Origin of the sequence: Candidatus Karelsulcia muelleri, assembly GCF_022985615.1 — a bacterium.
In the GTDB taxonomy this organism is placed as follows: domain Bacteria; phylum Bacteroidota; class Bacteroidia; order Flavobacteriales; family Blattabacteriaceae; genus Karelsulcia; species Karelsulcia muelleri_G.
This window is the reverse complement of the sequence record NZ_CP094965.1, coordinates 81,243-107,631: the sequence shown is the minus strand read 5'-3', so window position 1 is coordinate 107,631 and position 26,389 is coordinate 81,243. Positions and strand designations below refer to the sequence as shown.

Annotated in this window: 17 protein-coding genes, 4 tRNA genes and 1 pseudogene; 11 read left to right on the top strand and 11 right to left on the bottom strand. The window is 24.8% G+C overall.

Going from position 1 to position 26,389, the window contains the following annotated elements; translation table 11 throughout:
- Positions 1-1,202 precede the first annotated feature (1,202 nt).
- Positions 1,203-1,276: transfer RNA gene (locus SMPYRVIR_RS00570), tRNA-Met, on the bottom strand.
- A 59-nt stretch (positions 1,277-1,335) separates the two neighbouring features.
- Here SMPYRVIR_RS00570 and SMPYRVIR_RS00565 point away from each other — a divergent pair.
- The 3 genes from SMPYRVIR_RS00565 (at position 1,336) to cgtA (ending at position 3,802) form a co-directional block, all read left to right on the top strand.
- Positions 1,336-1,409: transfer RNA gene (locus tag SMPYRVIR_RS00565), tRNA-Leu, on the top strand.
- A gap of 26 nt (positions 1,410-1,435) precedes the next feature.
- Complete coding sequence (lpdA, locus tag SMPYRVIR_RS00560; protein WP_246980204.1) at positions 1,436-2,827, top strand: dihydrolipoyl dehydrogenase; 1,392 nt, start codon at positions 1,436-1,438, stop codon at positions 2,825-2,827.
- A 9-nt stretch (positions 2,828-2,836) separates the two neighbouring features.
- Positions 2,837-3,802 (top strand): Obg family GTPase CgtA, encoded by a 966-nt coding sequence (gene cgtA / locus SMPYRVIR_RS00555; protein WP_246980201.1) that lies wholly within the window; start codon positions 2,837-2,839, stop codon positions 3,800-3,802.
- 6 nt (positions 3,803-3,808) lie between these two features.
- Here cgtA and rpsU read toward each other — a convergent pair whose 3' ends face one another.
- A complete protein-coding gene (gene rpsU / locus SMPYRVIR_RS00550; RefSeq protein WP_246980198.1) occupies positions 3,809-4,003 on the bottom strand; it encodes a 30S ribosomal protein S21 in 195 nt (64 codons plus the stop codon).
- Between the two features lie 4 nt (positions 4,004-4,007).
- Positions 4,008-4,835 (bottom strand): annotated as a pseudogene (locus SMPYRVIR_RS00545) (PCRF domain-containing protein); the annotation flags it as partial.
- 327 nt (positions 4,836-5,162) lie between these two features.
- On the opposite strand from SMPYRVIR_RS00545, the gene SMPYRVIR_RS00540 reads away from it, so the two are divergent.
- Complete coding sequence (locus tag SMPYRVIR_RS00540; RefSeq protein ID WP_246980195.1) at positions 5,163-5,555, top strand: ribonuclease P protein component; 393 nt, start codon at positions 5,163-5,165, stop codon at positions 5,553-5,555.
- 583 nt (positions 5,556-6,138) lie between these two features.
- On the opposite strand, the gene leuB is transcribed toward SMPYRVIR_RS00540, so the two are convergent.
- Genes leuB through SMPYRVIR_RS00520 form a run of 4 tightly spaced genes read right to left on the bottom strand, consistent with a single transcriptional unit; the run spans position 6,139 to position 10,435 of the window.
- Entirely contained in the window at positions 6,139-7,239 is a 1,101-nt protein-coding gene (gene leuB / locus SMPYRVIR_RS00535; RefSeq protein WP_246980193.1) for a 3-isopropylmalate dehydrogenase, read from the bottom strand.
- A 39-nt stretch (positions 7,240-7,278) separates the two neighbouring features.
- Complete coding sequence (gene leuD, locus SMPYRVIR_RS00530; RefSeq protein WP_246980191.1) at positions 7,279-7,863, bottom strand: 3-isopropylmalate dehydratase small subunit; 585 nt, start codon at positions 7,861-7,863, stop codon at positions 7,279-7,281.
- Positions 7,850-9,265: a 3-isopropylmalate dehydratase large subunit gene (gene leuC, locus SMPYRVIR_RS00525; RefSeq protein WP_246980189.1), complete on the bottom strand. Its 1,416-nt coding sequence runs from the start codon at positions 9,263-9,265 to the stop codon at positions 7,850-7,852. Before leuC ends, leuD begins: the two co-directional genes overlap by 14 nt.
- Positions 9,266-9,274: 9 nt before the next feature.
- Positions 9,275-10,435 (bottom strand): 2-isopropylmalate synthase, encoded by a 1,161-nt coding sequence (locus SMPYRVIR_RS00520; protein ID WP_246980186.1) that lies wholly within the window; start codon positions 10,433-10,435, stop codon positions 9,275-9,277.
- Between the two features lie 131 nt (positions 10,436-10,566).
- Between SMPYRVIR_RS00520 and tyrS the strand changes: the two genes are divergently transcribed.
- The 6 genes from tyrS to rpmG all read left to right on the top strand — a co-directional run bounded on the left by tyrS (position 10,567) and on the right by rpmG (position 16,556).
- Positions 10,567-11,829, top strand: coding sequence for a tyrosine--tRNA ligase (gene tyrS, locus SMPYRVIR_RS00515; protein ID WP_246980183.1), 1,263 nt, complete (start codon positions 10,567-10,569; stop codon positions 11,827-11,829).
- On the top strand, positions 11,819-14,524 hold the full coding sequence (locus tag SMPYRVIR_RS00510; protein WP_246980181.1) for a class I tRNA ligase family protein: 2,706 nt from the start codon (positions 11,819-11,821) through the stop codon (positions 14,522-14,524). Before tyrS ends, SMPYRVIR_RS00510 begins: the two co-directional genes overlap by 11 nt.
- Positions 14,525-14,535: 11 nt before the next feature.
- Positions 14,536-14,607 (top strand) — tRNA-Phe (locus SMPYRVIR_RS00505).
- A gap of 260 nt (positions 14,608-14,867) precedes the next feature.
- Positions 14,868-16,112, top strand: a complete 1,245-nt coding sequence (serS, locus tag SMPYRVIR_RS00500; RefSeq protein ID WP_246980178.1) for a serine--tRNA ligase — start codon at positions 14,868-14,870, stop codon at positions 16,110-16,112.
- A gap of 23 nt (positions 16,113-16,135) precedes the next feature.
- On the top strand, positions 16,136-16,360 hold the full coding sequence (rpmB, locus tag SMPYRVIR_RS00495) for a 50S ribosomal protein L28 (RefSeq protein WP_246980176.1): 225 nt from the start codon (positions 16,136-16,138) through the stop codon (positions 16,358-16,360).
- On the top strand, positions 16,350-16,556 hold the full coding sequence (gene rpmG, locus SMPYRVIR_RS00490; RefSeq protein WP_246980174.1) for a 50S ribosomal protein L33: 207 nt from the start codon (positions 16,350-16,352) through the stop codon (positions 16,554-16,556). The genes rpmB and rpmG overlap by 11 nt, the downstream gene beginning before the upstream one ends.
- A 115-nt stretch (positions 16,557-16,671) precedes the next feature.
- Here the strand turns inward: rpmG and SMPYRVIR_RS00485 are convergent.
- Both SMPYRVIR_RS00485 and SMPYRVIR_RS00480 read right to left on the bottom strand, forming a co-directional pair.
- Positions 16,672-16,745, bottom strand: a tRNA-His gene (locus SMPYRVIR_RS00485).
- Positions 16,746-16,842: 97 nt separating this feature from the next.
- On the bottom strand, positions 16,843-17,817 hold the full coding sequence (locus tag SMPYRVIR_RS00480) for an RluA family pseudouridine synthase (protein WP_246980172.1): 975 nt from the start codon (positions 17,815-17,817) through the stop codon (positions 16,843-16,845).
- A 28-nt stretch (positions 17,818-17,845) separates the two neighbouring features.
- Here SMPYRVIR_RS00480 and SMPYRVIR_RS00475 point away from each other — a divergent pair, with 28 nt between their 5' ends.
- Positions 17,846-18,592 carry a tRNA pseudouridine synthase A gene (locus tag SMPYRVIR_RS00475; protein WP_246980169.1) on the top strand — a complete coding sequence of 249 codons (747 nt, stop codon included), beginning with the start codon at positions 17,846-17,848 and terminating at the stop codon, positions 18,590-18,592.
- On the opposite strand, the gene rpoC is transcribed toward SMPYRVIR_RS00475, so the two are convergent.
- Complete coding sequence (gene rpoC, locus SMPYRVIR_RS00470; RefSeq protein ID WP_246980166.1) at positions 18,589-22,695, bottom strand: DNA-directed RNA polymerase subunit beta'; 4,107 nt, start codon at positions 22,693-22,695, stop codon at positions 18,589-18,591. The genes SMPYRVIR_RS00475 and rpoC overlap by 4 nt on opposite strands.
- Entirely contained in the window at positions 22,696-26,385 is a 3,690-nt protein-coding gene (gene rpoB, locus SMPYRVIR_RS00465; RefSeq protein WP_246980164.1) for a DNA-directed RNA polymerase subunit beta, read from the bottom strand.
- Positions 26,386-26,389 lie beyond the last annotated feature (4 nt).

Here is a 26,389-nt window from a genome sequence, read left to right as displayed (position 1 = left end):
TATTAAGATTTTTAACATCTACTCCTAAGAGTTTCCTATTCCTATTCTTAATATTAATATTAAGATTTTTAACATCTACTCCTAAGAGTTTCCTATTCCTATTCTTAATATTTTTAGAATTACAGATTCCTATTTTTTTTATTATTATATGATAGCTTATATAGTCTATTAGGATTATTCTCTTCTTGAAGGGTTCTTCTTCCTTAAGGAAGGTTCTTCTTCCTTAAGGTTCTTAGGTTCTTCTTCCTTAAGGTTCTTCCTTAAGGAATTATACCATCATATATTGCGAAAACTACTGATCTGCTATTATATCTACTTTACTTTACTTTACTTTACTTGTTTACTTGTTTACTTGTTTACTTGTTTACTTGTTTACTTGTTTACTTGTTTACTTGTTTACTTGTTTACTTGTTTACTTGTGATACTTGTGATACTTTACTTTACTTGTGATACTTGTGATACTTGTTTACTTGTGATACTTGTGATACTTTACTTTACTTGTATCTACTTGTGATGTGATATTATATTATATCTACTTACTTATCTACTTGTGATATTATATCTACTTATCTACTTGTGACTCCATATACTTTATTAGTATTTTGAGCTAAAGTAGCAAATAGTATATTTTTTGCAAGATGATAAGATCAGCAAGATCAGATCAGATAGATCAGATCAGATAGATCAGATCAGATAAGCAAGATAAGATAAGATAAGATCAGCAAGATCAGATAAGCAAGATGATAAGCAAGATAAGATAAGATCAGCAAGATCAGATAAGATAAGATCAGCAAGATCAGATAAGATAAGATCAGCAAGATCAGCAACCCATTCAAAAGTAGGCATTCCAAAGTAGGTAATTTAACTAAGGTACCATCTAAGGTACCATGTAAGGTACCATGTAAGGTACCATCTAAGGTACCATCTAAGGTACCATCTGATTGAATAAAAACTATATTCCATAATTCTATCTCTAAAGGATGTTTTGACCAAGTTTTTACCAAAAATTATGTTTTTTATCAAAAAACTCTCATCTATTTTTTTTCTTCCTTTTCTTCCAATAGTCACTGTCAAAAGATTATCTTCTTTATTCCCTTGAAAAAAGCCAAGCCTTGAAAAATTGTAACATAAAATAATCTCCAAATGACCAACATTATTTCCTAACACAACACAACACATTGGCTATTCATTTTTATTTTTAGTGGTGTGAGAGGGATTTGAACCCTCGACCTTCGGATTATGAATCCGATACTCTTACCAATTAAGCTATCACACCAATTTATCTTCTAACTTTTGATAAGTTAGGGGATTTGATATTTATTAATTTTCATTTCAGCTTACGTGGTGGAAGAGGTATACACACTACTTTGAGGTAGTAGTTTATGCTGGTTCAAATCCAGTCGTGAGCATTTGTTGGCTTTTAAATTGATATTTTATGCATTTTGATTTAATAGTTATTGGCAGTGGTCCAGCAGGATATACGGCAGCAATCAGAGCTGCCCAATTTGGTTTAAAAACGGCAATCGTAGAAAAAAAAGAATTAGGAGGAGTTTGTTTGAATTGGGGATGCATTCCGACAAAGTCGTTATTGAAAAGTGCTAATTTATTCCAACTTTTTAAAACTTCTAACCAATTTGGAATAAAGGTTCAAAAGGTTGAATTAAAATTGGAAAAGATTTTAGATAGAAGTAGGAAAATAGTTGAGGAACTCCAAAAAGGAGTAGAATTTTTAATTAAAAAAAATGATATAAAATTAATATATGGGACTGCGAAAATTTGCAAAGAAAATACAATTACTGTAAAGAATAAAAAAAATATAAAAAAATATCAATTTTCTAAATTAATAATAGCTACTGGTGCAAAACCTAAAAAATTATATTTTACTAAAATACCCAATTTAGTAAATTATAAAGGGGCAATGTCAATAAGAGAAATACCCAAAAATATTTTAATTATTGGTTCAGGTGCTATCGGTTTAGAATTTGCTTATTTTTATAACGTTATTGGATCCAATGTAATAATAGTAGAAAAAAATTCCCACATTTTACCTAATGCAGAGACAGAAATATCCATCGAAATTAGCAAAACTTTTAGAAAGAAAGGAATAAAGCTATTAACTAATTCCATAATAAAAGAAATTGAATACTTAAAATCCCAAAAAATAAATATTGAAATAGAGAATAGAAAAACTAACTCTACTATTAGAGTAAAGGTAGATTACCTTATTTCTGCTATTGGGGTGGCTCCAAATACCAAGAATTTAGGCTTAGAAAATGTAGGAATAAAATTGACTAAAAATGGACATATTAAAGTTAATGAATATTATGAAACTAATAGAAAAAATTATTATGCGATAGGTGATGTAATTCCTGGATTTTCATTAGCTCATGTAGCCTCTCAAGAAGCCAAACTTTGTGTAGAAAAAATGATGGGATTAAATACTAAAAAATTAAACTACAATAATATACCTATGTGTATTTATACTAATCCTGAGATAGCCTTTGTAGGTTACTCTGAGAAAGAAGCTTTAGAAAAAGGCTTTGAAATTAAAGTAGGTAAGTTTCCTTTTTCGGCTTTAGGAAAGGCAAAAATTAATGGAGAAACAGAAGGATTTATTAAAGTCATATTTGATAAAAAATATGGTGAATGGTTAGGATGTCATATGATTGGAAAAGGTGTGACAGAACTCATTACAGAAGTAATAATCGCAAGAAACTTGGAAACTACACCTATTGACGTATTAGAAAGTACCCATCCTCATCCTTCAATTAATGAATCTATAGTTGAGGCTATTGAAAAGGCTTATGGAAAAAGTATACATATTTAAAAAATATATATGTCATCAAACTTTTTAGATTATTTAAAAATCTTTTGTAAAAGTGGAGATGGAGGAGCCGGTAAAATCCATTGTTTTAAAAACAGAAGATCTAAAAGAAGTTTTTCAGATGGTGGAAATGGTGGAAATGGTGGAAATATTATTATAAAAGGAAATAAACGACTCAAATCTCTTAATACTTTAAAACATAAAAAACATAATTTTGCAGAAAATGGTGAAATAGGTGGTTCTAATTGTAAAAATGGTTCAAATGGAAAAGATTTATTAATTGAAGTTCCTTTAGGGACCACCATAAAAGATATTAATAACAATATCTTATTAAAGATTCATAAACATAATAAAAACAAACTTTTATTTAAAGGTGGAAAAGGAGGTAAAGGAAATTCTGATTACAACTTTAGAAGTAAACTTGATTTAAAGGGTTCTCCTGGAAAATCTAAATGGCTAATATTAGAATTCATAATTTATGCTGATGTTGGGATAATCGGATTTCCAAATTCTGGAAAATCAACTTTAATTTCTAAACTAGCTGCTCTAAATACTGAGATCAAGGATTATTCTTTTACCACTACTCTACCCAATATAGGAATAGTAAAGTACAATAAATGGTATACTTTTATTATTTTGGAACTCCCTGGTATAGTTAAAGGTTCTAATAAAGGAAAAGGTTTAGGAATTAATTTTTTAAAACATACTAAATATAATAAAGTTATTATAATTATTCTTTCTGTTGAGAGTAAGAATATTCTGCAGGAATATAATATAATTCTTGAAGAATTGAAGAATTACGATAATAGTCTATTATTAAAACAAAAAATTATTCTTATTTCTAAATCTGATATTTTAAGTTTTAAAAAAATTATTCTTCAGAAATTTCCAACACAAGAAAAAACTTTTTTTCTTTCTTTTTTCAATCCGAAAGAAATTAAAAATATAAAAAATGTTTTATATAATCACCTAAAATAAAACATCTTAATCTATAGAATATTTAAGAAATTGTTTATATCTCGCTTTAATCAAATTATTTCTTCTTTTTTGTGAAGGTTTAATATATTCTTGGTGCTTTTTTACTTCTTTGATTAAAGCTGATTTATCAATTTTTTTTCTATACATTTTTAATACTTTCTCTATATCTTCCCCTTTTTTGGATTTCAAAATCAATTTCATTTTTTTAGCATATTTTATTTTTATTTTTATTTTTATCTAAATACTTTTTTAAAAAAATATTTATGTTACCATTTAATACTGATTTTACATCAGTTGTTTCATAATTCGTCCTAATATCTTTTACTAATTTATAAGGATGCATAATATAATTTCTTATTTGTGTCCCCCATTGAGATTTATTTTTTTCTTGAGATTGAGATTTATTTTTTTCTAGATTATATCTTTGGGAATTAATTTCGAGAGAAAATAATTTCTCTTTTAGTAAACGTAAGGCTTTAATTTTGTTATTGTATTGAGAACGAGTCTCCATATTTACTATAATTATATTAGTGGGTTTATGAATCAGTCTTACACCAGTTTCTACTTTATTAACATTTTGCCCTCCAGATCCTTTGGATCTAAAAGTTTCCCATTTTATGTCTGATTCTTTAATAGATATTTTAATTTCTTTCTTTCTTAAAGGATATATGTATACTGAAGCCAAAGTAGTGTGTCTTTTAGATTTATTTTTGTAGGGAGATAACCTCACTAATCTATGGATTCCATTTTCACCTTTTAAGTATCCAAAAGCATACATTCCTTGAATTTTAAAAGTAATCGTTTTAAACCCTCCTAATTCTCCTCGAAAAAAATAAACCTTTTTAATTTTAAAATTATTTTTTTCAGCCCACCGAGTGTACATCCTATGTAATAAAAATACCCAATCACAACTTTCATTACCTCCAGGTCCTGCTGTTATTTGGATAATAGCTCCTAATTTATCTTCTTTTTTAAATAACAAATTTTCTAATTCTAAATTAAATAATGTATTTTCAATAGTTTTCATAAGATCAGTCTCTCAATGTTGTCTGTTGTCTCTGTTGTCTGTCTGTCTCTCTCTGTTGTCTTGTCTCTCTCAATTCCAAAATTCCAAAATTAACACTCTTCATAACATAACACTCTTCATAACATAACACTCTTCAACTACCAGCTACCAAATAATTTCTTAAGACACTTTTTTTTCTATCTAGGCTTAAAATACTATATCTCATAAGTAGAAGAATAATACTTTAATTAATTGCTACTGCTACTTATAATTAATTGCTACTGCTACTTAAGTGCTACTTGTCTACTTCTACTAATAATTATTAGAATTATAATAAGAATAAAAATAGAAAACATGCATTTTTTTACTAACAATAAATTAAAAAAAAAAGAGATTATAAATAAAAAAAAAATAGTAAATACAATATTTCGTAATGGTAAAAAAATAGAAAATAATTTATTGAAGGTAGCCTACCTAGAAACTTCTACTTCTAAATATAATTCTACTTCTACTTTTAAAGTAAAAATAGCTTTCTTCGTCTCAAAAAAACAAATTATAAAATCTTATCAAAGAAATAGAATAAAAAGATTAATGAGAAGGTCTTATCAATTGAATAAAAAAATAATTCCATTTAAAAGAAAAAAAATATATTATATTATATTCATGTATTTAAAAAAAAAACTACATAATTTTTATGAACTAAAAAACTGTTTTGAAAATATAATACAAAAACTGTTTTTTAAGTAAATACAAAAACTAACTGTTTTTTAAGTAAGTAAGTAAAACATTTTTGGCGATATATTTCAAAAAGTATAATAGCAGTAGCATTACTAACATTTAGAGAATCTATATATTTATTTTTTATTGGAATTTGAATAATATCAGAGGCTTAGGATTATATAAGTCTTTCATAAGTAAGTCTATCTAAGTCTATCTATCTAAGTAAGTCTATCTAAGTCTATGTCTATCATAAGTCTATCTTTTCATCACAGAAAAACACTGCATCAACCCCAATAGCTGATGCAGTTAAATAGCTAGCTGATGCAGTTCTTAAAATAGCTGATGCAGTGCAGTTCTTAATAGCTCATATAAAATAGCTAGCTCATATAAAATAGCTAGCTCATATAAAATAGCTAGCTCATATAAAATAGCTAGCTCCTATGTTTCCTGGTTTTTACCAATTTTCCAAGATCAATAGAAAATATTCGTTTTTACAAATTTTCCAAGATCAATAGAAAATATTCAATATAAAATATTCAATAGAAAATATGAAGGTGAAATTAAAATATTATCTATATTTTTTTTTAATTTGTAAATAAATTTTATTAAATTATTTTTTAGACTTGATATTATCATTTTTTTTTATTATTCTTTTTCTTTTCTTCAAAATTGAAGTAAATAAAAATTCTCCAACTTCACTAGTTGTGCAAGACTTTTTAGTATTTAGATCTTGAGTAGTAATTCCTAAATTTATTGATTCATTTACTGCCCTATTGATCAAAAAACTTTCTTTTTTTAACCCAAAATTTTCTAACATTAAAGAAACTGAAAGAATAGAACCTAGTGGATTTGCAATATTTTTCCCTTTGGCTTGTGGAAATGAACCATGTACTGGTTCATATAATGAATAATGATCTCCAAAAGATACAGAAGGCAATAAACCTAAAGAACCAGTTATAACACTAGCTTCATCAGATAAAATATCACCAAACATGTTATCAGTTAGTAAAATATCAAACTGTCTAGGTTTTAAAACTATTTGCATACTGGCATTATCAATAAAAATATAATCTACTTTAATATCTTGGTTCTTTTGAGCTATTTCTTTTACTGTTTCTCTCCATAATCTTGAAGTTTCTAAGACATTTGCTTTATCTACTAAAGTAATTTTTTTTTTGCGTTGTCTAGCAGTTTCGAAAGCTTTAATAGCTATTTTTTTTATTATATCTTTATTATAAGTACAGGTATCATAGGCTTCATCTTGGGATCTCCATTTTTTTCCAAAATATATTCCACTTGTTAATTCTCTAAAAATAACAAAATTTACGTTTTTTATAAATGATTGTTTAATTGGAGAAACTTTTAATAGTTTCTTATAAGTTTTTATCGGTCTCATATTACAATATAATCCTAAATGTTTTCTTAATTCTAAAAGACCTTGTTCAGGTCGAATCTTTATTTGAGGGTCATTATCATATAATGGATCCCCTACTGCTCCTAACAAAATAGTATCAGAACTTTTACAAATATTTATAGTTTCTTGAGTAATTGGTAAGCCGTTTTTTTTAATTGACTCTGCACCTATTAAACAATTTGATATAATAAATTTATGTCCAAATTTTAAACTTATTGCTTTTAAAACTTTTAATGATTGAACCAAAATTTCTGGTCCTATTCCGTCACCAGGAAGGACTGCAATTTTCATTACCATAATTCTAACTTAGGCTTTGGAATTAATATAATCTTTTTTTTATTTATAAAATAGTTTGTTTTCAAATTTAATTATTTTATTTTTTAAATTAAGTAAAAAATCGATATCATCATATCCTTTAAGAAAACATTCTTTTTTATAAGAATTTATTTTAAATTTTATTTTTGTTTTTTTAAATTCTATATATTCTTTTTTTAAATTAATTTTTATTTTACTCTTAGGGAATTTTAAGATATTATTCAATAAAGAATTTACAATATCTTGTTTAAGTTCTATGACTAATAACCCATTATTTAATGCATTTTGTTTAAAAATATCAGCAAAATAATTTGAAATTATTGCTTTAATTCCATAATCCATAATTGCCCAGACGGCATGTTCACGACTTGAACCACACCCAAAATTTTTACCTGTAATTAAAATTTCTCCAGTATATTTGGGATTATTTAATATAAATTTTGTTTTTTTTCCATTTTTATAGTACCTCCAGTCTCTAAATAAATTTTTGCATAAATTTAATCTAGAGGAAATTTTCAAAAATCTAGCTGGAATAATTTGATCAGTATCAATATTATCTATATCTAAAGGAAGACATTGACTAATTCTGGTCTTAAATCTCTCCATATTTTTTCATATATTTTTTAATACTTACTATTTTACCTTTTAAAGCAGTAATAGCTGCGACTAATGGACTTGTCAATAACGTACGTGAGCCCTTTCCTTGACGTCCTTCAAAATTCCGATTTGAGGTCGAAACACAATATTCTCCAGAAGGTATTTTATCTTCATTCATTCCTAAACAAGCAGAACATCCAGGTTGACGTAAATCAAAACCCGACTCTTTTAATATAAGATCTATTTTTTCTTTAATTAATTGTTTAAAGACTTGTGTGGATCCTGGTACTATCATTGCCTGTACATTTTTAGCAACTTTTTTTCCTTTTACTATTTTTGATACTAACCTTAGATCATCAATTCTAGAATTTGTACAACTACCAATAAAAACATAATTAATAGTTTTTCCTATTAAATATTCTCCGGGTTTAAAGCCCATATATTTTAACGATTTATTAAAATAATTTTCAGAGTTTTTTGGGAGATTTTTTGGGATACAATCATCTATTTTTATACACATATTTGGAGACGTACCATATGTTATCATCGGTTCTATTTTCGAGACATCAAATTCATATTCTTTATCAAAATGAGCTTTCTTGTCCGTTTTCAAAGTTTTCCAAAATAATTTAGCTGCTAAGAAATTCTCTTTTTTCGGAGCAAAGGCTCTATCTTTTAGATAATTATAAGTAGTTTTGTCTGGTGCTATTATTCCTCCTCTTGCCCCCATTTCAATACTCATATTACAAATAGTCATTCTGCCATCCATTTTCATCTCATCAATTACTGGACCTGAGTATTCTACAAAGTATCCAGTTGCTCCTCCAGTACCTAATTTCGATATTATATATAATATTATATCTTTTGGTGTCACTCCTAATTTTAATTGTAAGTTACCTTTTAGAATAATTCGCATTTTTTTAGGTTTATTAAGCAATAAGCATTGAGAAGCCATTACCATCGCTACTTGACTTGTACCAATTCCAAAAGCCAGACACCCTAAAGCCCCATGAGTTGAAGTATGACTATCTCCACATACTATAGTCATTCCGGGTAAAGTAATTCCTAATTCTGGTCCTATTACATGGACAATTCCTTGATATTTATGTCCTAAACCAAAAAATTTAATTCCGTTTTTTAGACAATTTTTTTTAAGTAAATTTATTTGTAACCTAGATAAAGCATTTTTAATTGGTAAATGTTGATTTTTAGTAGGAACATTATGATCTGCAGTTGCAATAAGTTTTTCTGGCCTGAATATTGGAATGTTTCTTTTTTCTAATGTTTCAAAAGCTTGTGGACTAGTTACTTCATGAATAAATTGTTTATCTAAATATAGAATATCTGTTTTTTTATTTATTGTATCTATTACATGTGAATTCCAGATTTTCTCAAAAAGTGTCAGTGCCATCTCAATTTCTTAATTTCTTACACTATTTATAATTTGTTTTAAGTTTTCATCAGAAATTTCTTTTTTTTTATCCGCATATATTAAAAAGATTTGATAGATTGTATCAATTTGATATTTTGTAAATACATAACCTATTTTTTTATATCTATATATTAACGCAGATCGTCCACTACGAGCAGTTAATATTAGGGAAGAGGTTTTATATCCAACTTCCTTAGGATTTATAATTTCATATGTGCCCCTATTCTTTATCATTCCATCTTGATGAATCCCAGAAGAATGAGAGAAGGCATTTTTTCCTATTATCGCTTTATTTTGGGGGACAAACATTCCAGTATATTGAGAAACAAATTTACTAATCGTATATAACATTTTTGTATTAATATTAGTAAAAAAATTTAATTCTTTCTTTTTTTTTAATATCATTACTATTTCTTCTAATGGTGTATTACCGGCTCTTTCCCCAATTCCATTTATAGTTCCTTCTACTTGTCGGGCCCCATTTTTAATACCTGCTATTGAATTTGCAGTTGCTAATCCCAAATCATCATGGCAATGAGTTGAGAGTGTTACTTGGTCTATATTCGGTACATTTTCTATTAAAAATTTTATTTTTTTCCCATATTCTTCTGGTAAACAATATCCAGTAGTATCTGGTAAATTAATAACTGTTGCTCCTGCTTGGATAACTTTTTCACAAACTTTTGCTAAAAACAAGTTTTCGGTTCTTCCAGCATCTTCTGCATAGAATTCTATATCTTCTACAAATTTTTTGGCATACTTTACTGACTCATATGCAATGTCTAATATCTTTTCTTCTGTGCTCTGAAATTTCTGTTTTATATGAGACTCAGAAGTACCTATTCCAGTCTGAATTCTAGGACGTTTGGCATCTTTTAAGGCTAGTGCAGCTATTTCTATATCTTTTTTTTTAGCTCTTGTTAGTCCACATATTATAGTATTGGAAATATGTTTTGAAATTTCTCTAACTGATTGGAAATCTCCGGGACTTGAAATTGGAAAACCTGCTTCTATTACATCTACTCCTAAGAGTTCGAGATTTTTAGCAATTATAATTTTTTCTTTTTCGTTTAGTTTGCAACCTGGTACTTGTTCTCCATCTCTTAATGTCGTATCAAAAATTATTATTTTTCTTTTTTTAGGTTGCATTGATATTGAGATTTACTACTTTGGTCAACCTTCTCTCCTATTTTATTATTTTATTTTATTATTTTTTTATGTTGCATTTTTTGTGTATATTATATTATATTATATTATATTATTGCTTTGAAAATATTCTTATGCTTAAATTTATTAAAGAAATAGGATGGAGAGGTTTAATTAGTAATAAAACTAAGGGGACTTCAGAGATCTTGAAAAGAAAGGTTAACCTGTATTCAGGATTTGATCCCACTTCTTCTTCTTTGCATATTGGGAATTTAATTTCTATTATTCTTTCTATTCATTTTAAAAATTATGGACATAATGTTTTTTTTTTACTTGGTACTAGTACTAGTTTAATTGGTGACCCATCTGGAAAAAAAGGGGAACGTAGTTTAATTAAAAGTGAAGAAAATTATTTATATTCTAGAAAAATTAGAAAGCAATTATTTAAATTCTCAAAAAAATTTAAAATCCCAATTATGAATAATAATTGGAATAAAAAGCTAAAATTTATTGAATTTTCTAGAGATATTGGAAAATACTTTTCTATTAATTATATGTTAAATAAAGATTCCGTTAAAAAAAGATTACGAAGTCTCTCTTTTACTGAATTTACTTATCAACTTTTACAAGCTTATGATTTTTATTATTTATACAAAAATAAAAAATGTGTTTTACAAATCGGTGGTTCAGATCAATGGGGTAATATTACTTGTGGCATTGAATTAATTAAAAAAAAACAAAAAACTCAAGTACATGGTTTAACTCATCCACTCCTTACTAGATCCGATGGCACAAAATTTGGCAAAACTGAAAATGGGGAAAATATTTGGCTTGATCCCAAATTAACTTCACCTTATAAGTTTTATCAATTTTGGATTAATCTTTCAGATGTACAAGCTAAAAAATTAATAAAAATTTTTACTTTTTCTAATAAAATATCTATTTCTAAAATAATTACTTTACACGATCGAGCTCCATTTTTAAGAATTTTGCAAAAAAAAATAGCTAAAATTACTACTATTTTAGTACATAGTAAAAAAACTTTTACAGATATATATAATATAAACAAAATCTTATTTAATCCTAATCTTAATAAGATTCTAACTTTTTTAAGCCCAAAAAAATTATTACTAATTAAAAAATATATTCCTTGTAAAAAAATTCTATTAAATGACACAAAGTTTAAAATTTTGGATATTTTGATTATTGATAACTTTATTTGTAAGTCCAAAACAGAAGCTTTAAGAAAAATTAAATTTCAGTCATTACTTTTAAACATGAAGCCTTTCTTTAGTGATTATATAATAACTAAAAAAGATTTTCTTCATAAGCATTTTATTCTTATAAAAAAAGGAAAAAAAAATTTTTACCTTTTATATTTTAAATATGAAGTATAACTTTAAAAAAATAGAAAAAAAATGGCAAAAAATTTGGAAGAAAAAGAAAATATATCTTACTAAAAACATTTTAAATAAAAAAAAATTTTATGTTTTAGATATGTTTCCATATCCTTCAGGATATGGATTACATGTTGGCCATATCTTGGGTTATACAGCTTCAGACGTCTATTCACGTTTCAAAAAAAGTCTTGGTTATAATGTTTTACATCCTATTGGTTTTGATTCTTTTGGATTACCAACAGAGCAATTTGCTATTAAGACTGGGAAATCTCCACATAAAATTACTAAATTAAATATAAAAAAATATAGTAAACAATTATTAAAATTAGGTTTTTCTTATGACTGGGACAGAACTATATATACTCATAAAAAAGAATATTTTAAATGGACACAATGGATTTTTCTTAAACTTTTTAATTCATGGTATGATAAAGACAAGGAACAGGCTAAAGATATTAAGAAATTAATTAAAATTTTTAATAAGAATGGTAACTTAAACGTTATTGCTTATTCTAGATTTAAGAAAAAATTTAATTCATTGCAATGGAAAAGTTTTAATTTTTCGGAAAAAGAAAGAATTTTACAAAACTATCGATTAGCTTTTCTTTCTAAAAGTTCAGTAAATTGGTGTCCAAAGTTAGGTTCTGTACTTGCAAATGAAGAAATTGAAAACAAGCTTAGTAAAATTGGTGGTTATCCCGTTTTTAAAAAAACAATGTTTCAATGGAGTCTTAGAATTAAGGCTTACTTAAAAAGACTCTTAAAAGACTTAAAATTGATAAAATGTACTAATAAACTAAAATCTATTCAAAAAAAATGGATTGGTAAAACTCAGGGAATAAAGATAGTTTTCTTTCTATATAAAGATAAAAAAATCATCAATCAAAAATTTGAAATTTTTACTACTAAACCATATTTAATTTTTGGTATTTCTTTCTTTTGTTTGCCTTTTGGTAGTTCTCTCATTAACAAATATACTAACAAATATACTAACTTGAGTTTAAATAATAAAAATCGAATAGGAATTTTTTCTGGATTATATGCAGTTAACGACTTAAATAAAAAGAAAATTCCTATATATTTTAGCAATTTTGTAAAAGATAAGTTTAATAAAAAAATTATCCCTTGTATCCCTTCTGTAAACTTTGAAAGTCTTTTCTTGGCTAAAAAATTTAACTTAAATATTCCAATAATTATTCAAAAGAAAAACAATCAAACCATTTGTACAAATTCTAATTTGTTAAATGGTCTTGATATTAAACTAGCAAATGTATTAATAGTTAAATATATGCTTAAAAAAAAAATAGGCTTTATTTGTATCAAATATAAAATTAATAATGCTATTTTTTCTAGACAACGATCTTGGGGAGAACCTATCCCAATTTATTTTAAAAATAAAATACCTATTCCAATTTCTGAGAAATACCTACCTTTATCCTTTCCTAAAGTGAAAAAAAAAATAAAAGATTTTTATTTTGCATGGAATAAAAAGAAAAAAAAAATCGTCTATACTTCTTTAATAGATAATAAAAATCTTTTAAAACTTGAAAATTGTACTATGCCAAGTTGGGCTGCTTCAAATTTCTATTTTTTAAGATATATGGATCCTAATAATTTATATTTGTTAGTCGATAAAAAAATAGAAAATTATTGGAGAAATGTTGATCTCTATATTGGTGGTATTGAACATGCTACAGGACATTTAATTTATTCTAGATTTATATACAAATTTTTATATGATCGTGGCTTGGTCAGTTCTAAAGAACCTTTTAGAAGAATTTTAAATCAAGGTATGATTTTAGCAAAATCGGCTATAATTTTTAAAAAAAAGAATAAATTTTTCTCTTATTTTTTAATAAAAGACAATATAAATAAATATCAGAAAATTTATATAGATATAAAATTAGTAAAAAATAATAATGAGGTTAATATTAATAAACTAAGAAAATGGCTCCCTGAATTTAAACGTGCTAAATTTATTTATGAAAATAAAACATTTTTTTGCTATCGTTTCTTTGAAAAAATGTCTAAATCTAAATTTAATGTTATAAATCCTGATTCAATCTGCGAAGAATATGGTGCAGATACTCTGCGTTTATATGAATTGTTTCTTGGTCCACTAGAAAAATATAAAATTTGTAATTTAAGATCTATTAAAGGGGTTAACATTTTTTTAAACAAATTTTGGAACCTATTTCATTATAAAAAGAAATTTATAATTGATGAAAGTAAATCTTCTGATAAAGAAAAAAGGATTTTGAATATTTCGATTAGTAAAATTAAGAAAAATTTAGAGTCACATCATTTTAATATTCCTATAAGTGAATTTATGATTTTATTAAATAAGCTCAAAGAAATTAAATGTAATAAACGGGAAATTTTAGAACCTTTTACCATCTTAATTGGTTTTTATGCTCCGCATATTTCAGAAGAAATTTGGGAAAAATTAGGTAATAAAAAATCTATATTTTTTGCTAATTTTCCTAAAATTAATGAAAAATTTCTCTTAAAAAAAGATATTATTTATCCTATTACTTTAAATGGTAAATTAAAATTCAAACTTAAGACTGATTTATCACTAAATACTATAAAACTTCTTAATAGGATTTTATGTAATAATAATTTTAATTTTTTGTTAATTAAAACTTTGGTTTTAGTTAAAAACAAAATTATTAATTTAGTTATTTATTAGGTATCAACTTAGGTATCTTAGCTCAGAGGTAGAGCAACGGACTGAAAATCCGTTAGGCCCTGGTTCAATTCCAGGAGGTACCATACCATCTTAGTTAGTTAGTTAGTTAGTTGTGTAGTGTACCTCGTGTAGTGTACCATATACAATGGGACGGGACCATACAATACCATCTATCTTAGGGTACCAGGGTACCAGTGTACCATGGTACCATCTATCTTAGGAATTATGAATTTCTCTATTTTAAAACCAATTTATTCTATTTATATTTCTAAAATCAAAATCGTCCTATTTCTAAAAGTTTTAAGTTAGTTATACAAAAATTTTTTAAACAAATAAATATTTAATGTTACCGATTTCTTTTATCAGAAAAAATAAAAATAAAGTCATTTTGGGATTAAAAAGACGCCAATTTAGCAATTTAAAGATTATCGATTCTATTTTTAAATTAGAAAAAGAAAAAATAAAAAAAATCCTTAAAAAAAACTCTTTACTTGCTAAACTTAAAAAAATTTCCGTATTAATTGGTTCTAATATTAATAATAGGTATCTTATACCAAAAGCTACTGTTTATAAAAAAACAATGCAAATTTTAGAGGCTATTTTGAAAGTATTCTCTAAAAAAATCTTTAAAATTTTAAGTAATCTCCCTAATATCCCTTATAAAAAAGTTCCTTCAAAAAAAGATATTTTAGTTTATCAAAATGTTACTTCATATTATAAAAAGAAATTACTTCCACATTGGGAATTAGGAAAAAAGTTTAATCTGTTTAATCTTAATTTCGCTTCTAATATGGCTGGTAGTGGTTTTAACCTTTATCTTGATAAAGGAGCTAAGTTACAAAGATCCTTAATTCAATATTGTTTAGATCAAAATATTAAAGCAGGATATATTGAATATGTTTTACCTTTTTTAGTAAATAAAAATTCTATTTTTGGGACTGGACAGCTGCCTGATAAAAAAAAGCAAATGTATTTTTTAGAAAAAGATAAATTGTATTTGATTCCTACTGCTGAGGTCCCTTTACTCAATGTTTTCAGACATTCTCTTTTTAAAATTCTGGATTTACCTTTTAAGGCTACAGCTTTTACTTCTTGCTTTAGAAGAGAAGCTGGATCATATGGACGAAAAGTTAAAGGTTTAAATAGATTACATCAGTTTGATAAAGTAGAAATAATAGAAATTAATTCTGAGAAAAATTCTTATAAATCTTTTAATTACATGATAAGACATGTAAAAAAAATTTTATCTTCTTTAAATATTCCTTTTCGTATTATTAGTATTTCAGCTAAAGATTTAGGTTTTACTTCAGCTTTGACATATGATTTTGAAGTTTATTCTCCAGGACAAAATAAATGGTTGGAAGTTAGTTCTGTTTCTAACTGTACAAATTTTCAAGCTAATAGAATGGGGATAAAATTCCTTAATAAGTATGGAAAAAAATCTTTTTGTCATACTTTAAATGGAAGTTCTTTGGCTATTCCACGTTTGTTTGCAGCTTTAATAGAAAATTATCAATTTAGCGATTATATTCAAATTCCTAAAGCTTTAATTCCCTATTTTATGGATAATAAAATTTATTTAAATTAATTATAATTAATTATAATTAAATTATGTCTAAATTTTGTCAAGTTACTCGGAAAACAAATATTTTTGGGAAAAAAATTTCACATTCTAACAAAAAAAGTAGGAGAATTTTTAAGGCTAATATTTTTAGAAAACGTCTTTTTATTATTAATAAAAACAAATGGATTACTATTTTTCTTTCTAATAAAGGTTTAAAAACACTTAATAAAAATTTCTTTAAATCTAAGAACATTTACTTATATGAGAAATAAAATAAATAGGATTAAAATTATTCTAGAATGTCTAGAACAAAAAAAAAATGGGCTCAATGGTATCTCTCGATATTTCACTACTAAAAACAGAATCAATACTCCTCGTAAATTGAATTTACGTAAATTTCCTCGTAAATTGAATTTACGTAAATTTAATCCCTTTTTAAAAAGGATTACTCTTCATAAAGAACTTTAATATGAAGACTATAAAAACAAAATAACTAGATTAATTATTTTTTTTCATAAGAATGATAGATATCGTTTTCGTGATCTAATTATTCCTTCTGATAAAATATCGGATTATTTAATAAGGTAAACGATCGGAATTGAACCGACAACCTTTAGAACCACAATCTAATGCTCTAACCAGTTGAGCTACGTTTACCATTATAGCACAAGCTGATTATAAAAAATCCAACTTTATAGTAATAATGAAGATTTATTAAGTTATCTAAAATTCATGAAAGAAAGAATAATCAGAATCATAATGTAGACATTATCTTTATCAAAAGATAAATTTGATATGGAATTATAGAATTATATTTTATTGTTTTTAGAAAAATTGGGTGTATTAATTCTAGTGAATTAGCATGTAGAGCAATAAAATGCGAATTTTTTATTATATGATTTATTATTTTTTTTTTGCATAATGGAATATTATCGCATAATATTTGATCCCCACCATATTTTTTATCATTAAATATTGGATGTCCTATTTTTTTTAAATGTACTCTTATTTGATGTGTTCTACCAGTATAAAGTCGACATTTTAATACTGTTATATATTTTAATCTTTCTATTACTTTAAAACTTGAAATACAAACTTTTCCTCTAAATTTGGTAATATCCATATTATATTTTGTTTTTCTATTTCTTATAATATTTGAGTATATAGTTATATTATTCTTTTTTATCTTTCCATTTACTAAGGCGATATATTTTTTCTTAATTAAATTTAAAGTAAATTGTTTGGATATATTTTTTAATATTTTTTCATCAGTTACTACTATAATTAAACCACTTGTTTCTTTATCTATTCTATTGGCTAAGTAAGGTTTTTTTAGCTTGGTTTTTTGTAAATAAAATTTTATACCATTTAGTATGGTACCTTTTGGATTCCTAGTGCCGGGATGAACTACTGAATTAAATGGCTTGTTAATTATTAATAAGTATTCATCTTCGTATATTATATGAATTTTTATCTTCTCGCTTTTTAATAAAAAATTTTCTTTATTTATATAAAGATTATATATTTCTATTATATCTTTTTTCTTCAATTTATATTTTTTGTTAATAATTTGTTTTTGATTTATATATACATTTCCTAGTATTATTATTTTATGTATTATTGAGCGTGTATACATTATTGGTAATTTTTCTATTAAGTAATTATCTAATCTTGTTTTATGTTTATCTATAAAAAATTTATAATATTTTTTTATTATTTGCTTTTGCATAATATTTTTCGTATTTAAATTTTATTATATGAGATATTTTTTAGAACTTTCATATAATGGAAAGTATTTTAGTGGCTGGCAAATACAAAAAAATCAAATTTCTATACAAGAAACTATCGAAAAATGCTTAGCTTTAATTTTAAGAAAGAAAATTCCTATTGTAGGTGCTAGTCGTACTGATAGTGGTGTAAACGCCTTACAAATGTTTGCACATTTTGATTATTTTAGTGTTTTAAAAAAGAAAACATTTTTAAAAAAAATTAATTTTATATTACCTTCATATATACTAATTAAAAATATTATTTCAGTTAAGCCTAAAGCTAATGCAAGATTTGATGTTATAAGTAGGCATTATCAATATCGTATAAATATTTATAAAGGACCTTTTAGTTGTAATTATTTTAATTTTCCATTTCTAAACCTTAATTATGGATTAATAAAAAAAGCTGTTTTAATTTTAAAAAGTATTGAAGATTTCAGTAGTTTTGGTAAAAAAAAAGATATTAATTCTTTTAATAAATGTAAATTATATTCTTTAACTTGGAAAATTCGTAATAGAGTTATATATATTGATATAATAGCAAATAGATTTTTAAGAAACATGGTCAGGAGAATAATAGGAGCTTGTTTATATATAGGAATTAGAAAAATTAACCTATTGGAGTTTTGGATTTATGTTAAATCAAAAAAAATATTACTTTCTTGTCCAACAGTCCCTGCTAAAGGACTTTATTTAGTAAGAATTATATATCCTAAAAACATATTTAATTTTTAATCCTTCTCCTTATATCCAGTTCCAACAGGGATTTTATTACCCAAAATAACATTTTCTTTTACACCTGTTAAATAATCTTTTTGTCTTTTTAGTGCTGATTCACTTAATATTTTTGTCGTTTCTTGAAAAGAAGCTGCTGATAAAAAGGATTGATTTTGTAAAGCTGATTTAGTAATCCCTTGTAATATTGTTTGTCCAATTGCTGGGAAGGTTTCTCTTGTTTTAAGATATTGTTTATATTTTCTTTTTTTTAAAGTTTTATTTTCTATTTTCTCTCCTATTAAATATTTTTTAGATTTTCCATTTGATATTATTATATTATAATTCTTTATTTTATTATTTTCTTTTTCTAAGATTTCTTTATCTATTATATCACCTACTAGTAAGTCAGTATCTCCTGATTTTATAATTTTAACTTTTTTAAGCATTTGACGTATTATTATTTCAAAATGTTTATCAGCTATTTTTACTCCTTCTAATATATAAATTTCTTGTATTTCGTTAATTAAATATTTTTGTAACGCCTGTATTCCTTTTATTGTTAAAATTTCATTAATTGCTATTTCTCCTTCTGATAATTGTGTCCCGGCTTTCACTTTATCATTTTCATTAACTAATATTTTTTTTTCTATATTTATCTTATATTTTTTTTTTCTTCCTTTTTTATATATTATAAATATATCTTGTTTTTTTCTTTTGATTCTACCAAAGTGAATCAATCCTCCTATTTCTGATATAAAAGAAGAATTGAAAGGTTTTCTGGTTTCTAATAGTTCGGATACCCTTGGTAAACCTCCTGTTATATCTGTCGATTTATAAAATTTTCTTGGTATTTTGGCTATTAATTTTCCTTGTTTTACTCTATTTAAGTTTTGAACTAATATTTTTGAGCAAGTCGGAAACAGATATTTTTTTAATTTTAATTTTTTGTTTTTTTTATTTATTAATATCATCGACGGAATTAAATTATTGTGTATATTTCTTTTTATTATTATTTCTTCTTTTCCTGTCTGTTTGGTTGTTTTAATGTAATTTATTTCTTTATAGAAATTTTTTAATATTACTTTACAGTTTTTTTCAGATATTATTGGATAATAATCTGGGTTCCATTTATATATTATATCATATTTTTTAATATTTTGCTTATCTTTTAGAAAAAGTTTACAGCCATATGGAATATTTATTCGGATGATTTGATCCCCATTAAAATTAGAAATTATAATTTTAGCGTCTTTAGACACTACTATTTTGTAGTTTTTTTTTTTTATATATTTAATATTTCTGTATTTTATTTTTCCATCATAATTTGATAATATTTTATTACTTTCAGTTATTTTATTACTTTCACTTTCATTACCTGCAATTCCTCCAATATGGAAAGTACGTAGAGTTAGTTGTGTTCCTGGTTCTCCAATAGATTGTGCAGCTAATATACCCACAGCAACTCCTTTTTGGACTAAGGATCCAGTTGAAAGATTTATTCCATAGCATTTTCTACATATTCCGTTTTTAGCTTGACAAGTTAGTGGAGAACGAACTTTTATTTTGTGTAAATTACTTTTTTTAATCAACTTAGCTATTTTCTCATTTATTAATTCATCTTTTTTTAGAATATATTTTCTTTTTTTCTTATCATATATGTTTTGTAAAGAAATTCTTCCTAAACATCTTTTCTCTAATTTTACTACTATTTTATTATTTATTATTAATGGTGTAACATATATTCCTAACAAAGTTTTACAATCATCTTCTTTTATTATTACATTTTGTGCTACATCTACTAATCTCCTTGTAAGATATCCAGCATCCGCTGTTTTTAAGGCTGTATCAGCTAATCCTTTTCTAGCACCATGTGTGGATATAAAATATTCAAAATTAGATAAACCTTCTAGAAAATTGGAATATATTGGATTTTCAATTATATTTTTGCCTTCATCTATATTTTTTTGAGGTTTTGCCATTAAACCTCTCATTCCTGTTATTTGTCTTATTTGTTCGATTGAACTTCTTGCTCCTGAATTTAGCATCATGTAAATCGGATTTAAGCCATTTTGACTATTTTTTAAGTAATTTATTATTTCTTTAGTTATTTTATTATTTATTAAACTCCAAAAATTAATATTTTTTTTGTATCTAATATTATTATCCTCACTTTTATTATTAATAATTTTATTTTTTTTAATAGCCTTTTTTAAAATATTTTTTTTTATATCTGGAATTATTAAGTCCTCTAAATTAAATGATATTCCAGCTTTAAAGGATATTCCAAAACCAATTTCTTTGATTTTATCAAGAAATTTTATCGTTTCATAATTATTGGTTTTTAATAAAATTTTTTTTATGATTTTGGATAATGATGTTTTGGTTATTATTTTATTATAATAACCTACTTTTTTAGGTAGTAGTAGGTTAAATAATACTCGACCTACTGTAGTGGATATTATTTTCTTTTTAAGCCTTAATAAGATTTTACTATGTATATCTACTATATTATTATTATAAGCTATTTGAACCTCTTTAGAACTTGAAAATAAAATTATATTTCTATTTTTTTTTTTAACTTCATTAGTTAAGTAATACAAACCTAAAAGCATATCTTGTGATGGGACTAATATAGCATTTCCATTAGCTGGATTTAATATATTATGGCTCGGGAATAGAAGGATTTTCGCTTCTAAAATTGCTTTTTTTGATAGTGGAATATGAACAGCCATTTGATCTCCATCAAAGTCAGCATTAAATCCAGCACAGACTAAGGGGTGTAATTCGATAGCCTTTACATTATTTATTTTGGGATAAAAGGCTTGAATTCCTAATTTATGCAAAGTAGGTGCTCGATTTAATAATATCGGATATTTGTATATTAATTTATTTAATAATTTATAGGTTTGTATTTTGTTTTTAATTATTATTTCTTGTGCCTCTTTTAAATTTTTGTTTTCTCCATTTTTTTTTCCAATTTCTATAATGGTTTTTAATAAATATGGCCTAAATAATTCTATTAACATTTCTCTAGGTAATCCACATTCATATAATTTTAATTTTGGTCCAGATATAATTACTGATCTCCCTGAATAATCTACTCTTTTTCCTAATAAATTAAACCTAAATCTTCCTAATTTTCCTTTTAAAGTATCTGATAATGATTTAATTACTCTATTATTTTCAGTTTTTAAAGGAATTATTTTTTTTGAATTATCAAACAATGAATCTACCGATTCTTGCAATAATCGTCTTTCATTACGAATTATAATTTGTGGTACTCGTATTGTAAGAAATTTTTTTAATCGATTATTTCTTATAATTAGTCTTCTGTATAATTCATTCAAATCAGAAGTCGCAAATTTTCCATTATCAAGTTGTACTAAAGGTCTAATATCTGGAGGGATAACTGGTATAATTTTTAGTATTATATTTTTATATGATTTTTTACCTTTTATAAAATCACTAAGAGTTTTTAATTGATATTTAATATTTTTTTTTTTAAAAGTTGATCTTAAAATTTTATTTTCTTCATTTAGATCTATTTTTAATTGTTTGATATTAATAATTTTAAATATTTTTTCAAAAGCTTGAGCCCCAGTTTTTATAATAGGGGTTTGATTTGGTTTTTTTTTTTTAATAATTTTTCTAATTTTATTGTAAATACGATATCCAATAAAATCAAAATTTTTAATAAAAAATAATTGATCCTCTAAATCCCCTTTATCAAGTAATACATATTTTTCTGAATAAATAACTTTTTCCACTTCGTCAGTTTGCCAATTGAGTAAGTTAGCCAACTTAGGAAAACATCTAAAAAACCATATATGGATTATTGGTGACACTAATGATATATGACCTAATCTCTCTCTACGTACTTTGTTATTTGTTATTTTTACTCCACATGTATTACAAACTACACCTTTATAGCGTTTCTTTTTATATTTCCCACAATAACATTCATAATTCTTTGTTGGACCAAATATTCTTTCACAAAATAATCCATCAGGTTCAGGTCTGTAAGTTCTGTAATTTATGGTTTCTGCTTTTACTACTTCACCATAAGATTCTTTTAATATTTCTTCGGGAGAAGCTATAGCAATTGATACTTTTTTTATCATTTATTTAGTTAGCTTTAAATTTATACATAATCCTTTTAGTTCATTTTTTAAAACACTTAGAGCTGCTGGAGTCTTTGGTTTAGGTAGTTTTAAACCTTTTACTATTGATTCATAGGTTTTGATTCTACCTTTTATATCATCTGATTTAATAGTAAGTAATTCTTGTAATATATTGGAAGCTCCAAAAGCTTCTAAAGCCCATACTTCCATTTCCCCAAAACGTTGTCCACCATCTTGTGATTTTCCACCTAAAGGTTGTTGAGTGATTAATGAATAAGGACCAATAGAACGTGCATGTAATTTATCATCTACCATATGTCCTAATTTTAACATATATAATATACCAACTGTAGATGGGTTTTTAAATTTTTCTCCAGTTTCTCCATTATATAAATAAGTTTTACCTAATTTAGGAATTTTAGCTTTTTTTCCGTATTTTAATAATTCTTTCATTGTTCCACCATTAAAAATAGGAGTTTTGAATCTTTTTTTTAGTTTATAACCTATATCTCCTGTTATGCTTTCATATATTTGCCCCAAATTCATTCTTGAGGGTACTCCAAGAGGATTTAATACCATATCAATAATTGATCCATCGGCTAAATAGGGCATATCTTCTTCTTTTGCTATTTTAGCTACTACTCCTTTATTGCCATGTCTACCTGACATTTTATCTCCTACTTTTAAGTTTCTTTTCTCAGCTATATAAAGTTTTACTAATTTATAGACTCCATGTGGAATTGGATCTCCACTAATTATATTTTTTTTCATTTGTAAATAAAGATTTTTTAATCTTCTTTTTTCTTTTTTAAAATCATTTAAAACATTTTTTAAAATTCTTATTCTCAATTTCGGTATTCTTATTATTTTTATTATCTTTCTTTTTATTATCTTTACCTTCTTTTTTAAAAGATTTTTTATATACTTGATTTGGTTTTTTAAGTATAATCTCCTTTTATTCTTTTTAAAAGAGAATATAGTTTGATGATTTTTTTTATCTTTTTTAAATATAGATCTTCTTATTACTATTCCTTTAATAGATGGACCAGCTCTTACAGATCTATCTTTTATATTAAAGTTTTTTTCTCCTAATATTGCTGTTAATAATTTTTTTTCTGGTTTTATTTGAGGATCAGTATTTTGAGAAATTTTTCCTACTATTATTCTTCCGGGGGTTATAAAAGTTCCAATTTTTACTATTCCTTTTTTATCTAAAGTTTTTATTTCTTTTTTAGATAGATTTGGTATTTGATTGGTAAATTTATCTTTACTTGATTTGGTTTTTCGTGCTTCTATTGTTAATTTGAGAATTTTTATTGAGGTAAAGTAATCTTGTTTTATTATTTTTTCTGAAACCACAATAGCATCTTCAAAATTATATCCTTTAAATGGCATAAAGGCTACTTTTATATTTTTTCCTAGTGCTAATTCTCCTTTTTTAGTAGCAAAGCCTTCACTAATAACTTGTCCTTTTTTTATCTTATCACCAATTTTTACTATTGGATTTAATGTAAAACAAGTATTTTGATTAGTAGTTTTAAATTTTGGTAGGTAGTGTATTATTATATTATTTTTAAATAATTTCTTTTTACTATTTTGTATAATTATTTTTTTACTATCCACATATTTCACTATCCCATTACTTTTGGAATATATTATATTTCTAGTATATTTAATCATATCTTTTTCCATTCCAGTGTAAACAATAGGAAGATCTGGATTTAATAATGGAACTGCTTGTCTCATCATATTTGATCCCATTAAGGCCCTATTTGCATCATCATGTTCTAAATAAGGGATTAAAGATACTGATATAGATGCCATTTGATTACAGGCTACATCCATAAAATCTATGTTTTCATTATTTATCATTTGATAATCTGAATTGATTCTACAAATTTTATTTTTTGATGAATAAAAAAAATGGTTTTTGTATAATTGGCATATATTTTTTCCCATTTCTTCATCACTACTTAGATAAATTAATTTATTAATTATTTTACCTTTTTTTATTTTAAAATAAGGAGTAATTAAATTACCCATTGAATTTACCTTTCCAAATACACATAAAGATGATATAAGTCCTATATTGGGACCTTCAGGGGTTTCTATTGGACATAATCTCCCATAATAAGAATAATTAATATCTCTTATTTCGTACCCAGCCCTTTCTCTAGAAAGTCCACCAGTACCTAGATATGACAATCTTCTTTTATGTGTTAGTTCGGATAATGGATTCATTTGATCCATAAATTGTGATAATGGATTAGTTCCAAAATATGTATTTAATACATTGTTTAAATATTTTGCTTGGATTAATTTTTTGGGATTAACATTTTTTGTCTTTATATTCGCATTTTTTTTTATATTTTGTTTTAATTTTTCTTTTAAATAAGCTAATATTTTCGATATACCTAATGAATATTGTGCGTATAGTTGTTCCTCAATTGTATTAACAATTTTATTAGATAAATGTTCTAATTCATCTATTCCTTTTTTGGAATTATATAATGCAACTAAATTTTCAATTACAGCTAATATATCTTCGTATGTGAGTGTGAGTGTTAAGATTTTTTTAGGAGAAACATGTAATTTATTTAATTTCATTCTACCGAATTGGCTAAGGGAAAAATATTTAATAGAAAATATTAATTCAGTAATTAGTTTTTCGATTGACAATTTATCTCTAGGATTTTTATTTTTTAATTGCTGGAATATATATACTAAGGCTTCTTCTTGTGAGTTAGTTGGATCTCTTTTTAAAGTATTATATATAAGTGAATATTCATTTGTATAATCTTGTTTTTGTTTTATTAAAACTTTTGTAAGTTTGTTTTTTTTTAATTTGTTAATTGTTTTTTTAGTAATTATAGTATTTCTATCTAAAATTAGAGAATTTCTTTCTAAAGTTAAAATTTCTCCTGATTTTTCATCAACGAAATCTTCAAACCAAAAGGTTAATACTTTACCAGCTAATATTTTACCAAGAAGGTATTTTTCATTTTCTTTTTTTAAAAAAATAGTTTTAGATAATTTAAATAAATTTAAAAGATCTTCATCATGACTATATCCTATAGCTCTTAAAAATGTAGTTAAGTAAAATTTTTTTTTTACATCTAAAATCACATTTAATAAATCCTTATTATCTGCAGTAATTTCAATCCAAATCCCTTTTTGAGGTATTATTTTTCCATAATAATATTTAGATCCGTTAAGAAGTGAAGATTCACCAAAGAAAACCCCTGGAGCTTTAATAATTTGAGCGACTATTACTCTTTCGTAACCATTAAAAATAAATGACCCGTTTGGGGTCATGTAAGGAATATTACATAGAAAAAATGTTTTGGTAATTTTTTTATTATATAATTTTTGGTAAAAAAATAATTTAAATTTAGCTTTTAATGGTATACTATAAGTTAAACCACGTTCTAAACAATATTCGGGAGAGTGTATAGGTGTTGATAAATAATAACCTTGAAAGGAAAAATTAAGATGGTTTTTATAATTTTTAATTGTCAAATATTCCTTAAATATTCTAGTTAAGCCATCATTTTTATATTTCTGTGTTTTTTTTTTATAATCATAAGATATAAATTTTTTAAATGATGATATTTGGATATTTAAAAAATCTGGATAACTAATTCTTTTTTTAATTTTTTCAAAAGATATTATTTTACTAAAATTAGTCATATTA

What these genes read in the sequence shown, in the direction of transcription:
- SMPYRVIR_RS00480 (WP_246980172.1), bottom strand. Translation starts at nt 17,817, where the DNA reads ATGCAAAAGCAAATAATAAAAAAATATTATAAATTTTTTATAGATAAA.
- leuD (WP_246980191.1), bottom strand. Translation starts at nt 7,863, where the DNA reads ATGGAGAGATTTAAGACCAGAATTAGTCAATGTCTTCCTTTAGATATA.
- rpoC (WP_246980166.1), bottom strand. Translation starts at nt 22,695, where the DNA reads ATGATAAAAAAAGTATCAATTGCTATAGCTTCTCCCGAAGAAATATTA.
- cgtA (WP_246980201.1), top strand. Translation starts at nt 2,837, where the DNA reads ATGTCATCAAACTTTTTAGATTATTTAAAAATCTTTTGTAAAAGTGGA.
- SMPYRVIR_RS00520 (WP_246980186.1), bottom strand. Translation starts at nt 10,435, where the DNA reads ATGCAACCTAAAAAAAGAAAAATAATAATTTTTGATACGACATTAAGA.
- rpmB (WP_246980176.1), top strand. Translation starts at nt 16,136, where the DNA reads ATGTCTAAATTTTGTCAAGTTACTCGGAAAACAAATATTTTTGGGAAA.
- SMPYRVIR_RS00475 (WP_246980169.1), top strand. Translation starts at nt 17,846, where the DNA reads ATGAGATATTTTTTAGAACTTTCATATAATGGAAAGTATTTTAGTGGC.
- serS (WP_246980178.1), top strand. Translation starts at nt 14,868, where the DNA reads ATGTTACCGATTTCTTTTATCAGAAAAAATAAAAATAAAGTCATTTTG.
- leuC (WP_246980189.1), bottom strand. Translation starts at nt 9,265, where the DNA reads ATGGCACTGACACTTTTTGAGAAAATCTGGAATTCACATGTAATAGAT.
- leuB (WP_246980193.1), bottom strand. Translation starts at nt 7,239, where the DNA reads ATGGTAATGAAAATTGCAGTCCTTCCTGGTGACGGAATAGGACCAGAA.
- rpmG (WP_246980174.1), top strand. Translation starts at nt 16,350, where the DNA reads ATGAGAAATAAAATAAATAGGATTAAAATTATTCTAGAATGTCTAGAA.
- SMPYRVIR_RS00540 (WP_246980195.1), top strand. Translation starts at nt 5,163, where the DNA reads ATGCATTTTTTTACTAACAATAAATTAAAAAAAAAAGAGATTATAAAT.
- lpdA (WP_246980204.1), top strand. Translation starts at nt 1,436, where the DNA reads ATGCATTTTGATTTAATAGTTATTGGCAGTGGTCCAGCAGGATATACG.
- rpsU (WP_246980198.1), bottom strand. Translation starts at nt 4,003, where the DNA reads ATGAAATTGATTTTGAAATCCAAAAAAGGGGAAGATATAGAGAAAGTA.
- SMPYRVIR_RS00510 (WP_246980181.1), top strand. Translation starts at nt 11,819, where the DNA reads ATGAAGTATAACTTTAAAAAAATAGAAAAAAAATGGCAAAAAATTTGG.
- tyrS (WP_246980183.1), top strand. Translation starts at nt 10,567, where the DNA reads ATGCTTAAATTTATTAAAGAAATAGGATGGAGAGGTTTAATTAGTAAT.
- rpoB (WP_246980164.1), bottom strand. Translation starts at nt 26,385, where the DNA reads ATGACTAATTTTAGTAAAATAATATCTTTTGAAAAAATTAAAAAAAGA.